This is a genomic window from Pseudomonas sp. S3_B08 (assembly GCF_054667725.1).
The window spans coordinates 547,469-561,709 of the sequence record NZ_CP162750.1 but is presented as its reverse complement, the minus strand read 5'-3'; the positions used below and the strand labels follow the sequence as shown (position 1 = coordinate 561,709).

The 14,241-nt window shown below is 59.3% G+C and carries 14 protein-coding genes; all 14 read right to left on the bottom strand.

Annotation, left to right across the window (positions count from 1 at the left end; translation table 11 throughout):
* Position 1: 1 nt before the first annotated feature.
* The gene (gene fliG / locus AB4N73_RS02635) at positions 2–1,021 is read right to left on the bottom strand and encodes a flagellar motor switch protein FliG (protein ID WP_016771079.1); all 1,020 of its coding nucleotides are present in this window, start codon (positions 1,019–1,021) and stop codon (positions 2–4) included.
* Positions 1,014–2,801, bottom strand: a complete 1,788-nt coding sequence (gene fliF, locus AB4N73_RS02630) for a flagellar basal-body MS-ring/collar protein FliF (protein WP_460142892.1) — start codon at positions 2,799–2,801, stop codon at positions 1,014–1,016. The genes fliG and fliF overlap by 8 nt, the downstream gene beginning before the upstream one ends.
* Before the next feature lie 14 nt (positions 2,802–2,815).
* Positions 2,816–3,145 (bottom strand): flagellar hook-basal body complex protein FliE, encoded by a 330-nt coding sequence (gene fliE / locus AB4N73_RS02625; RefSeq protein ID WP_016771081.1) that lies wholly within the window; start codon positions 3,143–3,145, stop codon positions 2,816–2,818.
* Positions 3,146–3,273: 128 nt separating this feature from the next.
* On the bottom strand, positions 3,274–4,656 hold the full coding sequence (locus AB4N73_RS02620) for a sigma-54-dependent transcriptional regulator (RefSeq protein WP_310214957.1): 1,383 nt from the start codon (positions 4,654–4,656) through the stop codon (positions 3,274–3,276).
* A gap of 5 nt (positions 4,657–4,661) precedes the next feature.
* Entirely contained in the window at positions 4,662–5,873 is a 1,212-nt protein-coding gene (locus tag AB4N73_RS02615; RefSeq protein ID WP_150636655.1) for a sensor histidine kinase, read from the bottom strand.
* Positions 5,874–5,983: 110 nt separating this feature from the next.
* Positions 5,984–7,459, bottom strand: a complete 1,476-nt coding sequence (locus AB4N73_RS02610; RefSeq protein WP_041479014.1) for a sigma-54 dependent transcriptional regulator — start codon at positions 7,457–7,459, stop codon at positions 5,984–5,986.
* A 172-nt stretch (positions 7,460–7,631) separates the two neighbouring features.
* Positions 7,632–7,928 (bottom strand): hypothetical protein, encoded by a 297-nt coding sequence (locus tag AB4N73_RS02605; RefSeq protein WP_016771085.1) that lies wholly within the window; start codon positions 7,926–7,928, stop codon positions 7,632–7,634.
* Positions 7,929–7,939: 11 nt separating this feature from the next.
* A complete protein-coding gene (gene fliS, locus AB4N73_RS02600; RefSeq protein WP_041479013.1) occupies positions 7,940–8,338 on the bottom strand; it encodes a flagellar export chaperone FliS in 399 nt (132 codons plus the stop codon).
* A gap of 129 nt (positions 8,339–8,467) precedes the next feature.
* Entirely contained in the window at positions 8,468–9,916 is a 1,449-nt protein-coding gene (fliD, locus tag AB4N73_RS02595) for a flagellar filament capping protein FliD (protein WP_041479012.1), read from the bottom strand.
* Positions 9,917–9,998: 82 nt separating this feature from the next.
* A complete protein-coding gene (locus AB4N73_RS02590) occupies positions 9,999–10,355 on the bottom strand; it encodes a flagellar protein FlaG (protein WP_041479011.1) in 357 nt (118 codons plus the stop codon).
* A gap of 72 nt (positions 10,356–10,427) precedes the next feature.
* Positions 10,428–11,288: a flagellin domain-containing protein gene (locus tag AB4N73_RS02585; RefSeq protein ID WP_016771090.1), complete on the bottom strand. Its 861-nt coding sequence runs from the start codon at positions 11,286–11,288 to the stop codon at positions 10,428–10,430.
* A 242-nt stretch (positions 11,289–11,530) separates the two neighbouring features.
* Positions 11,531–11,797, bottom strand: a complete 267-nt coding sequence (locus AB4N73_RS02580) for a hypothetical protein (RefSeq protein ID WP_406228544.1) — start codon at positions 11,795–11,797, stop codon at positions 11,531–11,533.
* Positions 11,794–13,083: a motility associated factor glycosyltransferase family protein gene (locus AB4N73_RS02575; RefSeq protein WP_460142891.1), complete on the bottom strand. Its 1,290-nt coding sequence runs from the start codon at positions 13,081–13,083 to the stop codon at positions 11,794–11,796. The genes AB4N73_RS02580 and AB4N73_RS02575 overlap by 4 nt, the downstream gene beginning before the upstream one ends.
* An 87-nt stretch (positions 13,084–13,170) precedes the next feature.
* Positions 13,171–14,097 carry a ketoacyl-ACP synthase III gene (locus tag AB4N73_RS02570; protein ID WP_016771093.1) on the bottom strand — a complete coding sequence of 309 codons (927 nt, stop codon included), beginning with the start codon at positions 14,095–14,097 and terminating at the stop codon, positions 13,171–13,173.
* Positions 14,098–14,241 lie beyond the last annotated feature (144 nt).

Below are 14,241 nucleotides of genomic sequence, written 5' to 3'. Positions count from 1 at the left end.
CTTAGATCATTTCCTCGCCGCCCTTGCCACCGAGCACGATCTCGCCGGCTTCGGCCATGCGACGGGCAATGGTGAGAATTTCCTTCTGCGCGGTTTCGACATCGCTGACGCGCACCGGGCCTTTCGCCTCGAGGTCGTCGCGCAACAGTTCGGCGGCACGCTTGGACATGTTCTTGAAGATCTTTTCCTTGACGCCCTCGTCCGAGCCCTTGAGGGCCAGCACCAGCACATCGGAAGAGACTTCGCGCAACAGCGCCTGAATGCCACGGTCGTCGACGTCGGCAAGGTTGTTGAACACGAACATGAGGTCTTCGATCTGACCGGACAGGTCTTCGTCGACTTCGCGGATCGAGTCCATGAGCTGGCCTTCGATCGAGCTGTCGAGGAAGTTCATGATGTCGGCCGCACGCTTGATGCCACCCAGGGTGGTGCGCGAGGCGTTCGAGTTGCCGGAGAACTGTTTCTCGAGAATCTGGTTGAGTTCTTTCAAGGCGGCCGGTTGCACGGTGTTCAACGACGAGACGCGCAGGATGATGTCCAGACGCACTTTATGGTCGAAGTTGCCGAGCACTTCACCGGCCTGATCCGGGTCGAGGTACGCGACCACGATTGCCTGGATCTGCGGGTGTTCGTAACGGATCACGTCGGCGACGGCGCGCGGCTCCATCCATTTCAGGCTGTCGAGGCCACTGGTGTTGCCACCGAGCAGGATGCGGTCGATCAGGCCGTTGGCCTTGTCTTCGCCCAGGGCCTGGGTGAGCATCTTGCGTACGTAGTCGTCGGAACCGACGCCGAGGCTGGTCTGATCGCCGACGATGTCGACGAACTCGCTCATCACCTGCTCGACCTGTTCGCGATGGACGTTGCCCATCTGCGCCATGGCCACGCCGACGCGCTGAACCTCTTTGGGCCCCATGTGGCGCAACACTTGCGCAGCATCGGTCGAACCCAGGGACAGCAGCAGAATCGCGGCTTTGTCGACCTTGGTCAGTTTGACGGTGGCGGCTCGGTTATCACTCATCTGCGTTAATCCACTCTTTCACGACCTGAGCCACGCGACCCGGGTCTTCAGCTACCAGACTCTTGATTGCATTCAGCTGTGCGTCATAACCCTCGCTCGGGCTCGGCAACAGAATGCTCTGCGGACCACCGAGGCTCACGCGGTCGTTGGCCAGTTCGCCGTCCAGGCCGCTCATGCCACCAAGTTCCACGTCGCTGCCCAGACCGGCCAGCTCCTTGCCTTTGCCACCGCCGGTGATGTTGTTGAGCACCGGACGCAGCACACCAAACACCAGTACGAGGATGAACAGCACACCCAGCACTTGTTTGACGATGTCCCAGAACCATGGCTGGGAGTAGAACGGAATATCGGCAATCACTTCGCCGCGCTCGGCGGAGAACGGCATGTTGATCACGCTGACGCTGTCGCCACGGCTGGCGTCGAAACCGACCGCGTCCTGCACCAGGCGGGTAAAGCGCGCCAATTCGTCGGCGCTCCACGGCGCACGGCTGGTTTCACCGTTGGCCGGGTTGATCTTGACCTGATCGTCGACCACCACCGACACCGACAGGCGATTGAGACGGCCCTGCTGCTGCTTGGTGTGGCTGATCGAACGGTCGAGTTCGAAGTTCTTGGTCGATTGTTGACGCTTGTCCGCCGGGTACGGCGCGAGCATCGGCTGGCCGGTGGCCGGGTCCATGATCTGCTGGCCGTTGGCATCAACCAATGGCTGACCTGGCTGAATCATCCCGGCCGGTGCGGCGGTGCCACCGGTGGTCTGCGGCGCCGAGGCAGGCGACGGCGGCTGGTTGCTCAGGGCACCCGGCACACCTTGCGGGCCATTGCTGGCGGTACGTTGTTCGTTGACCGACTGCTCGCTGCGCAACGCCGGTTGGTCCGGGTTGAACTGCTCGGCGGTCGATTCGACGGCACTGAAATCGACGTCGGCGGAGACTTCAGCCTTGTAACGATCGTTGCCCAGTACCGGTTGCAGAATGTTGTGCACGCGCTGGGTGAGCATGCTTTCCATGCGGCGGCTGTAATCGAACTGCTTGCCGGCCATGGTCATTTCCGAGTTCTCCGCCTGATCGGAGAGCAGGTTGCCCTTCTGATCGACGACGGTGATCTGCGATTTGCTCAACTCGGGCACGGAAGTCGCCACCAGGTTGATGATCGCCACCACCTGACCCGGCTCCAGCGAACGCCCGCTGTACAGCTCGACCAGTACCGAAGCGCTCGGCTTGCGCTCGTCACGGACGAACACCGAACTCTTCGGAATGGCCAGGTGCACGCGAGCACCCTTTACGTTGTTCAAACTGGAAATGGTCCGCGCCAGTTCGCCTTCGAGGCCGCGACGATAACGGGTCGCTTCCATGAACTGGCTGGTACCCAGACCCTGTTCCTTGTCGAGGATTTCGAAACCGATGTTGCCGTCGCTGGGAGTGACACCAGCGGCAGCGAGTTTCATCCGCGCACGGGACAGGTCGTCGGCCTTGACCAGCAAGGCGCCGGAATTGGGTTCTACGTTGTAGGGAATGTCAGCGGCGGCCAGGGTTTCCATGACCTGCTTGGCGTCCATGCCGGCAAGGCTGCCGTACAGTGGACGGTAATCCGGCTGCTGCGACCACAGCACCACGGCAAAGCCAATCGCCACGCTCGCCGCCAGACCGACCAACAGGCCGACCTGACGCAGCACGGTCATCTGGGAAAGGTTTTCCAGAAAGGACAGGCCGAACAGCGGCGGTTTGCCGTCGATCGGGGTGGCCTTGGCCGGAACGTTATCAGCGACTGCTTCTGCCATGACTTATTTCGCCCTTAAACCGGCATCTGCATGATGTCTTGGTAAGCCTGGACCAGCTTGTTGCGCACCTGGGTCAGAGCCTGGAACGACACGCTGGCTTTTTGCGACGCAATCATGACGTCAGTCAGGTCGACACCGCTCTTGCCGATCTCGAACGCGTTGGCCAGTTGAGTCGACGCCTGCTGGGTATCGCTGACTTTATTGATCGCCTGACCGAGCATGTCGGAAAAGCTGCTGCCCGCGATTTCAGGGACAGCGGCAGTCGATTTACGCGCAGACATGGCATCCACTTTCATGGCCTGCATGTCCATCATCAACCGATTAAATTCAATACCTTGGCTCATGGTCTACTCTCTTGGGCGGCCCGCAATTTTTTGACACTCACTCGGCGGGTACACAGGTATTAGCAACAAGGGTGCCAGCTAGTGGGCACCCTCCTGAGAAAAGCATCTGGAATGTTTTGCAGCATCGATCAGGTGGCGAACAGATAACCTTCGACATCCATCCCAGCATCGCGCATTTGCGCCAGTTTGTAGCGCAGGGTGCGCGGGCTGATGCCGAGCTTTTCGGCAGCTTCCTTACGGCGGCCACGCTCGGCGCGCAGGGTGTCGATGATCATCTGAAACTCCCGGCGGCGCAGGTCATCGCCCAGCGCGCCGGAAGAATCCGCCTCGATTTCCACCTCGCGGATCACTGGTGCCGCGACCGGCAACGGCGCAAATGTCACCGCACCGCTCAGGCAAAAATCCTGCGGCTGAATCAAACCGCCCTGCTGCAGAATCAACGCGCGCTGAATGGCGTTGTCCAGTTCACGTACATTGCCTGGCCACGGATACGCGGTCAGGCAAGCTTGAGCTTCGGCGGACAGCTTCGCTGCTGCGTGCTTCATTTTATTGACGTGTTTGGCCAGCAACTTTTCCGCCAGCGGCAGGATATCGGCAGTGCGTTCGCGAAGTGGACGCCAAGCCAGAGGGAAAACCGACAAGCGGTAAAACAGGTCTTCGCGAAAACGCCCCGCCGCCACTTCGCCGGCCAGATCACGGTTGGTCGTGGCGACCACGCGAATGTCCAGAGTGATTGGCTTGCGCGCGCCCACTCGCTCCACTTCCCGCTCTTGCAGGACGCGCAGCAACTTGGCTTGCAGGCCCAGTGGCATTTCGGAAATTTCATCGAGCAGAATGGTGCCGCCGTCCGCCTGCTCGAACTTGCCGGCCTGCGAGGCGATGGCGCCGGTGAACGAGCCCTTCTCATGGCCGAACAGTGTTGCTTCGAGCATGTTGTCGGGAATCGCCGCGCAGTTGATCGCAATAAACGGCTGGCTCGCCCGTCGCGATTGCTGGTGAATGTAGCGCGCCAGCACTTCTTTACCGGTGCCGGACTCGCCGGAGATCAACACAGTCGAGTCACTGCGCGCGACCCGTGCCGCCAGCTCAAGCAACTGCGCACTGGCCGGTTCAACGGCGACGGGGCCTTCCGCTTCGCCAGCATCAATGCAGCCCAGCGCATGCCGCGCCACCAGATCGAGCAATGCCTTGGGCTCAAACGGCTTGACCAGATAATCCGCCGCGCCTTGGCGCATCGCATCGACCGCACGCTCGACGGCGCCGTGGGCGGTCATCAATAGCACCGGCAATTGCGGCTGGCGTGCGCGCAGCAACGCAAGCAATTGATGACCGTCCATGCCCGGCATGTTGACGTCGCTGACCACCAGGCTGAAAGCTTGCTGCGCGACCGCCGTCAGCGCTTCTTCGGCGCTACCGACGGCGTGATAGTCGTGGCCGGCGAGCAGCAGCGTATCGGCCAGCGCTTCGCGCAACGAACGGTCATCCTCGACCAGCAACACCTTGATGCCCATGACGTTTATTCAACTCCTTGTGCAGCGGAAAACAGCGGCAGACTGACCTGCGCGCAAGTGCCGCGCCCGACTCGCGAACGCAGGGTCAATTCTCCCTGATGCGCACGGGCCACCGCTTTGACCACGGTCAGGCCGAGGCCGGTGCCGGTTACTTTGGTAGTAAAAAAAGGCTCGCCGAGGCGCGCCAAAACTGTCGGCTCAATGCCGCTGCCGCTGTCGCTGACACACAGACGCAGGGTATTGCCTCTGGTGTAGCAATGCACTTTCAGGCGCGCTTCGCCAGCGCTGGCCTGAATGGCGTTTTCAATCAGATTCAGTAATGCGCCGACCAACGTGTCGCGGTTGCACAGCAACTCACCGGCATGGCTGTCGCACTGCCAGCGGATCGGCAGGTCCTGCACATGGGTCAGCGCCGCAGCCTGCAGCGACTGCATCAAGGCACCGGGCGTGAGGCGGTCGGTCAGCGGCAATTCACCGCGAGCGAACACCAGCATGTCGCGCACTTGATGTTCGAGTTCGTGCAGACGCTCTTTCAAGCGGCCGGCAAAGCGTTGCTGGGTTTCCACTGGCAGTTGCTGTTCAGTCAAATGACTGGCGTAGAGCAAAGCGGCGGACAGCGGTGTTCGAATCTGGTGGGCCAGCGAGGCAACCATGCGCCCCAGCGATGACAAACGTTCGTGGCGCGCCAACTGGTCTTGCAGATGACGTGTTTCCGTCAAGTCGTTGAGCAGCACCAACTGCCCCGGCTCGGCATCCAGCGAGCGGGTGGAAATCGACAGGCGTCGACCGTTTTTCAAGGAGATTTCATGACCGTCGTCTTCACGGGGAGCGAAGCAGCGCGCGATCACATGGCGCCAGAGTTCGCCCTCGAGTGGCGAGCCGAGCAGATCGATGGCGGCAGGATTGGCTTCGCGTACCAGACCGTGGCCGTCGATGACGATGACGCCGCCGGGCAACAGGTCGAGGAGGTTTTGCAGGCGATTGGCCAGGCGTTCTTTTTCCGCCAGTTCCTGCATGCGCTGGGCGCTGACCACGGCCAGCTCACCCTTGAGCTCGGTGACCCGCGCTTCGAGCAGGCTGTAGGAGTCGGTCAGCTGGCTCGACATCTGGTTGAACAGCTGGAAGGCCTGCTCAAGTCCCTGACGACTTGCCTGCTCTACGGACGAGGGTTGCCCCACGATATTGGAGGCAGAAGAGATCTGGGCGGCTTGGGGCATTGGGCTCTCTCGCTTGGCTGACCGTCAGTGAAACGGAACGTTGCGAGGGCTATAGCAATACCCGTGCCTAAAAAAAACCGCTTATAAATGAAGCGCTTGAAAAACAGGCGTCAATCATCCGCCTGTTCATCTCCTCCAGCCCGGCTCATGCCGTACTTGCGCATCTTCTCGACCAGGGTGGTACGACGAATACGCAGACGCTCAGCGGCACGGGCGACAATGCCATTGGCATCGTCCAGCGCTTGCTGAATCAGGCCCTGCTCCAGGCCACCGAGGTAGTCCTTGAGGTCGAGACCTTCCGGCGGCAGCAACGCGTTGGCGCTGAAGTCCGGCGTATGGCCGTTGATGGCCACGCGTTCTTCCAGATCGCTGCGCAGGCTGTCGACCATCTGCTCGTCTTCGTCGTCGACGTAGCGGAATTTCTTCGGCAATTCGACCACGCCGATCACCCCGTACGGGTGCATGATCGCCATGCGCTCGACCAGGTTGGCGAGTTCGCGGACGTTGCCCGGCCAGCCGTGACGGCACAGCGACATGATCGCCGCCGAGTTGAAACGGATCGAACCGCGCTTCTCGTGCTCCATGCGCGAGATCAGTTCGTTCATCAGCAGCGGGATGTCTTCGACGCGCTCACGCAGCGGCGCCATCTCGATCGGGAACACGTTCAGGCGATAGTAGAGGTCTTCACGGAACGAGCCGATCTCGATCATGCTTTCGAGATTCTTGTGCGTTGCGGCAATGATGCGCACGTCGACGCTCTGGGTCTTGTTGCTGCCCACGCGTTCGAAGGTGCGCTCTTGCAATACGCGCAGCAGCTTGACCTGCATCGGCAGCGGCATGTCGCCGATTTCGTCGAGAAACAGCGTGCCGCCGTTGGCCAGCTCAAAGCGCCCGGCACGGCTGGTGATCGCGCCAGTGAAGGCGCCCTTCTCGTGGCCGAACAGTTCGCTTTCCAGCAGCTCTGCCGGGATCGCCCCGCAGTTGACCGGCACGAATGGCGCGTCGCGGCGTTTGGAGTGGTAGTGCAGGTTGCGCGCGACCACTTCCTTGCCGGTGCCGGACTCGCCGAGGATCAGCACGCTGGCGTCGGTGTCGGCCACTTGCTGCATCATCTGCCGGACGTGCTGAATCGCACGGCTGGTGCCGACAAGACTGCGGAAAAGATTGGGTTCGCGATGACGGCCGCGTTCGCGGGCCTGGTCGTACATTTCGCGATAGACCTGGGCGCGATGCAGCGAATCGAGCAATTTGCTGTAGCTGGGCGGCATTTCCAGGGTCGACAGCACGCGGCGACGCTGGTCTTCAGGCAGGTCAACGGAAGAATTATCGCCCATTAACAAAACCGGAAGGAACTCATCCCAGGTTGCGAGTGTCTTTAGCAAGCCCAAAAGCGCGCCAGGAGCATTAACGGTCCCGATCAGTACGCAAATGACTTCACGACTAGACGACAAAGAGCCGACAGCCTGCTGCCAGTCATGGCTGCCGCAGGGTAAATTTTCTTCGCCAAGAAAATTTAGAATCACCGCCAGGTCGCGGCGGCGGACGCTATCGTCATCGATCAGCAGAATTTTGGTTTCACGCCACATGCAATAGCAACTTCCCTAGTCAACTCAATGCCCGAAAAATAAGGCAAGCGAGACGCTTGCAGGACACCATGTGCCTGTAGACGCCCTAAATCTGATAATAGCCACTAGTTAAGTCAAAAAACCGTGCACAGTCAAATTTATGGCGCACATCTCTGGTTCAACTGACGGTTAATCAACCAAACAGATGGTAAACCTTTGCAGCCTTTTGCGCTTGGGTGATCTGCGACATCTCGTTGGCTATCGCCTGCCGCTCGCCCATTGCCACCTCGAGAAGCTCTTTGTAGACGAATAGCAGCTCTTCAAGGTTATCGCGCAACGCAACTTCGTCCAGCGAAGCTTCCGCCATGACGTCTTCCATGCAGGAACGGCAAGCCAGATCCAGCTCGCCGATGGCTTCCCAGTTTCGTTCGGCCAATGCTCCGACCAACGCTTCACGGGTATCGGCAATTCGCTGCAATACAAGACTCATGGTGATCTCCTTCAGAACTGCGGAGCCGGCACGGGCGCGATGGCGTCCCAACCTTCTTTGACCGTGGTCAGCAGGCCGGCGACTTCGTCGAGTACACGGGGATCGCTGCTGATGTTCGCCTCGGCGAGGCGCTTCATCATGTAGATGTACAGGCCATCCAGATCGGCCAGTGCCTCTGCATTGTTTTCAAGGTCGAGACCTTCACGCAGGCCACTGACAATGCCGATGGCCTTGCTGATCGCCGTGCACTTGCCGGGAATATCCTTGCGCTCAATGGCGCCCTTGGCCTGCGCAATCCGGGCCAGGCCACCTTCCATCAACATTTGCACCAGGCGGTGCGGGCTCGCTTCGGACGTCTGCGCATGGGCGCCGACTTTCTGGTACTGCCGAAGGGCTAACATCGGGTTCATGTTCTACCTCATTGCCACGTTGACTCGTATAACCAGTGTATCGCCAACCGGCCCGAAAACTTTAGATCAAAAGACAAAAACCCGGCGCACGCCGATAAAGCGTAGCCGGGTTTTTGTCGTTACTGACTGTTACTTCGCCGACTGCTGAGCGTTCAGCGAGCTGAAGAACGACGTGATGTTGCTCGCCGTTGCTTTCATCTGCCCTACCAGCAAGTCCATGGCGTTGTACTTGGCCGTCAATGTCGACGTCAGGTTGGCAACCCGCAGATCCAGCGCCGCCTGCTGCTTCTGCAAGCCGCTCGTCAGACTCGCCAGGTTGGAGCTGCGCTGATCCAGCAGCCCACCGGTCTTGACGTACGGATCAACCGCCGCAGTCATACGCGCCAACAGACCATTCTTGGCATCGGTGCCGCTGAAGAGCTGCTGAACCTGGCCAGCCATGCCCGGGATTTCCATACGCTTGTTGAACACTGCAGTATCGAGCGTCAGCAAACCGGTTTTACTGTCAGTCAACACACCCATCTGTGAAAGCACGGACAATTGGCCTGCTCCGCCCGCCCCTGGATCTGTCAACTGAGCGCGCACGTCCGCCATCAACGAACGCGGCAGAGCGTCACCAGTGAACGCCGCCGAAACGGTCAGATTGCCATCGGCATCCGGCGTTGCCTTGGACAAGGTGTCGATGGTTTTCTTCAGGGTGTTATAGGAATCGATGAACGATTGCAGCGATGTCTGGATGCCGGCGGTATTGGTCGCAACCGATACAGTAGCCGGCGTTGGCACGCCGCCCACGACGGGACTCGCAGTGACCAGATTCAGCGTCATGCCGCTGATCGCACCGGTGACGGTGTTGGTCTTGCTGGTAACGGCCAGTCCGTCGATGGTCAGGCTCGCGTCCTTGGCCACATCACCGACCGCACCGGATGCCCCTGCCGCAGGACTGTCACCCATCTTCTGGGTGCCATCGATCTCGAGACCGGCGATACCGCTGACCTGCAGGTCCATGCCGGCGCCCGTCTTGTTGGAGCTCAGTACCAGACGCGAGGCGCCGGTACTGTCAGTCACGATGTTCGCGGAAATGCCATTGCTGGACTGCGCGGTGTTGATCGCATCGCGCGTGGACTGCAAGGTGGCATTGGCCGGAATCGCGACATTGTAATCAATGCCATTCTGACTGATTTTCAGAGTACCACTCGGAATGGCACTGGCGGCCCCGCCGGCAAAGGCGGCACTGGCAACTTTGGAGCCGGTGGCCAGGTTTTTCACGACTACGCTGTAAGTACCCGGCACGGCGGTTTTATCCGAAGTGGCACCGACGACAGTTGGCGCATCCGAGGTTGCAGTAAAACCGGCAAACGCCGGGCTTGTTGCCTTGTTCAGATCACCCATCGCTTTCTGATAGGCCGCCAATGCACTTTTCAGCGAACCAACGCCGGAAATCTTCAGGCTGTTGCTTTTGGTCGCGGTATCGATCTGCGTCTGCTTGGCAGACTTGTCGGCGTTGACCAGCGCGGTCACGATCGCGCCGATGTCCAGGCCGGAACCCAGTCCGGAACCCGGTAAAATTGGACTTGCCATGTGCATCTCCCTTCAGATTGCTGCCATTCTTTTGACCGTTACACGCGTCCTGAGAACGAACAAACACTATTCATGCCATTTATCAGACCTTGGCGTCGAACAATACATGACTTGCATTGGCGAGGCTGTCGGCCAGTTTGAGGGCTTCGGCGGAAGGAATCTGTCGAACGACTTCACCCGTCTCGCTCGCGATCACCTTGACGATGACCTTGCCGGAATGCTCGTCAATCGAGAACTCCAGATTACGCTTGATCGACTGGACGAACTTTTCGATCTCTTGCACCGCCAGCTTCAACTTGGCGCCGTCCGAATCCTGATCCTTGGCAGCGACCGGTGCTTCAGTCTTTTGGACTTTAGGCAGCTCTGACGGTTTGTCAGCAACCGGTGTCACTGGCTTGGGAGCCGGATAAGACACGTTAAGCTTTACGCTCATGTCCATGCCCATCACCTCTTAACGTAAAAAAGCGAGAGAGCACGACAAGCGCACTCCCCCGCTTAAACTTGTTCCGGATTACTGAAGCAGCTTCAGTACAGCGGAAGGCAGTTGGTTGGCTTGAGCCAGTACGGAGGTCGAAGCTTGCTGCAGAGTCTGCTGCTTGGTCAGGTTAGCAGTTTCTGCGGCGAAGTCGGTGTCCTGTACACGACCCTGAGCAGCGGTGGTGTTTTCAGTGATGTTCTGCAGGTTGGAGATGGTGCTGGTCAGACGGTTTTGCGAAGCACCCAGGCTGGCACGGGTTGCACCGATTGCAGCGATAGCGGCGTCGATTGCAGTGATCGCGTTGTCGATGTTCTGCGAAGCAGAACCAGCACCAGTACCCGAAGTACCGGTCAGAACTACAGTACCGCTACCTACCGACAGGCTGACGGCGTCGAACTTGGAGCTCAGTACCAGGTCGATGTGGTTAGCCGAACCGGTGTTTGCGCCAACTTGCAGGGTCACAGTACCAGCCGAACCGTCCAGCAGGTTTTTGCCGTTCAGGTTGGTAGCAGCCGAGATACGGGTAATTTCGTCAGACATCTGAGCGAATTCAGCGTTGGTAGCGGTCTGGTCAGCGGTGCCGTTGGTACCGTTACGAGCTTTAACAGCCAGTTCACGCATACGCTGCAGGATGTCGGTCGAAGCTTGCAGAGCGCCTTCAGCGGTCTGGGCAACGGAGATACCGTCGTTGGCGTTCTGGATGGCCTGGGTGTTACCGCGGATCTGCGAGGACATACGGTTGGAGATCTGCAGGCCAGCGGCGTCGTCTTTGGCGCTGTTGATTTTCAGGCCGGAAGACAGGCGCTGCATCGAGGTGGACAGAGCGTCGGAAGCGCGGTTCAGGTTTTTCTGAACGTTCAACGATGTGGTGTTGGTGTTTACTGTTAAAGCCATGACGAATTCCTCGTTGGTTGGGTACTGCGGCTTCCGGCCCTGGCAACCGCCGGGTATGGCCTAGAGAACCTTCGTAATAGTTATCGTCGGGTTTGCAGGTTGCTTGAGGGCTTTTTGAAAAAATTTTGCCATCACCACGCCACCCCCGAGAAAACAAAGACTTAGCAGCACATCCAGCGCGAAAAAATGACGTCATAAAACCGCCTGTAACGCAAAGCCGCGGGCCAGCGCGGCGCAGCGGTTCAGCGCCTGGCACTTTCCAGCAATTCAACCAGTTCGTATTCCATATAGTCAGCCAGGCCCAACCAGTCCTGGCGCTCCTGACAGTCGAGCATTTGCGTGAGCACCTGTGCCCACGCTTGCTGGATATCCACTGAGGCAGACGCCAGACATTGCTGGGCCTGTTCGAACACATCGACCATGGTCAACGCCGCCTCGACATCACGCCCCAAGCGAAACAAAGCCGCGCACTGGCGGCACTGATGCTGACTCTGGTTCAGCGCACTCATTGCACGAACTCCGGATTGAAAGCGGTCCCGGCAATCGATGCACCGGCGCGGCTGCTGTTGAGAAACTCGACCTGCGGATGCGCGGCGATATAACGCTCAAGCACACATAGATAGCCGCGAAAATTCAGCTGAGTGCTGACGCGCTGACCATGACCATCGCGCACCCAGTGCCGCGCCTGGGCCAGCGGCGGGCCTAAATCGCCGTCGTCCCAACCGGCGTGGGTCTTGTTCATCGGGAAGGCGAAGTCGGCGCCGAACAGAGTGATTCGACTCGCGCCCATTTTTACCGCGAGATCCACCGCCGGATGGATCACGCTACCGCCGACATGCAGCTCACCGCGTGGATACTGTTCTCGCAGGTCGCTGTAGATCGGGCTGGCCGAATAGCCGCCATAACGCTTGCCCTTCCATGCCTTCAATACCTGCGGATCGCTCATCGGCAAGTACACCAGCGCAACGTTCTCGGACGCCTCGCACGGCAGATGCCGAAAGCCGATGCGCTGATCGATGCTCACCACCAGATCAGGCTCGATGCCGTGCTCACGCAATGGCCGATAGGCCGTATCAACGCAGATGAACAACGGCCGCTCAGCAAGCTGACGGATCGCCGCCAGACGTTCGAAATGCTGCTCCAGTGTCGGCCCGGTGGCGATCACGTAGATTTCACGTCCAGCGCAACTGCCGAACAGCTGCGCGACATCGTTATCGCCAAGCAGCACCGGCAGACATTCCTGCAAGCGTTGCTGGATTTCTGGCGACTGCGGATCGAAATCGCGATTGTTGAATGTCAGGTGTACTTCATTGATCAGCCGGTCGCGGATCTTCGCGTTGAAGTCATCGGCCAATAACATCTCGGCCGGCAGGGCAAAGAACGGGGTGAAAAAGTCCGGGTGATCACCCGCGTAAAACAGTTCGACCCGAGGATCCTCCAGCCATTGGCGCTGATCGAGCAGTTGCAGCACCAGCGCGAACAGCGCGCCGTTGAGAATGTGCACGTACAGACGCTCCAGCCCTGCGCGCTCAAGCAGCACACCGGGCAAATCGCCGAGGCCAGTGCCATAGACGTGAACATGCGGTTTTTCCGGCAGGCTCGCCGCCTGGATTTGCGCCTCATGCAGACGATCATGGCGACTGGTGAGCTGAATGCCATCGACGCTCAGCGTCGAGCCCAGCCCTTGCACGAGTTCGGCCTGTACGGACGCGCTGTCTTCGGCCATCAATCGCTCGAACAGCGCCGGCCAGCGCCGTTGCAACACCTCGGCATTGGCTTGGAAAAACTCGCTCATGGCGCCTCGCGCTCCTTCTCGGGCAAAAAAATAGCGTTCAAGGTTAACCTTGAACGCTATTTTTGTATCAGAGGTTTTTGCTGCGGCTTACGGACGATAGATGATCGCCGAGCCCCACGACAGACCGACACCAAAACCGCTCAGCGCAACGCGCTGCCAGTCAGAGTCGAGGACGTGTTTTTCCAGCAGCAGCGGAATGCTCGACGACACGGTGTTGCCGGTCTCGACCATGTCCTTGATGAACTTCTCCGGTTCGCCTTCGAAGCGTCGCGCCACGGCGTCGACAATCGCCGCGCTGCCCTGGTGAATGCAGAATGCGTCGATGTCATCGGCCTTGAGATTGGAATCGTCGAGCAACTCGTGCAAGTGCGCCGGGACTTTCAGCAGAGCGAAGTTGAAGACCTGACGACCATTCATGAAGAACACGCCGTTGCTGACTTTCAAATGCGGTGCGCCGGAACCGTCGGTGCCGAACTTGGCCTTGCCCAGCGCCCAGGTCGGGTTTTCGCCCATCCAGGTGGCGGTGGCGGCATCGCCAAACAACATGGTGGTGTTGCGGTCTTCCGGGTCAACGATTTTCGAGTACGGGTCAGCGGTGATCAGCAGGCCATTCTTCAGGCCGGCGGCTTCCATGAAGCCCTTGATCGCGTAGATGCCGTAAACATAACCGGAGCAGCCCAACGAGATATCGAACGCTGCGACATTGGTCGGCAGGCCGAGCTTGTCCTGGACGATTGCCGCTGTGTGCGGCAGGCCTTCTTCATCACCGTTCTGGGTGACGACAATCAACGCGTCGATCGATTCACGCTTCAGTTCAGGGTTGCTGGCAAACAGCGCATTGGCCGCTTCCACGCACAGGTCAGAAGTTTCCTGCTCAGCGTCTTTGCGCGGCAGGAACGCCGAACCGATCTTGCCCAGGATGAATTCTTCATCCTTCTCGAATTTTGCACCTTGTGCGTAATTGTCCACGCCGGCTACAGGAACGTAGCTCGCAATGCTTTTTATGCCAATCATTACGGCTTCCCAATAAAAAACAGCCCAAAACCACCGCTCGCAAGGATTCGAGGGGCGCCGACAAACAGAAAACGGCCGCCACAACGGGCAGCCACGGGAAGCGCAAAGGGCTATCACTGGAACCGCAAAACGGGCCAGGCGCCA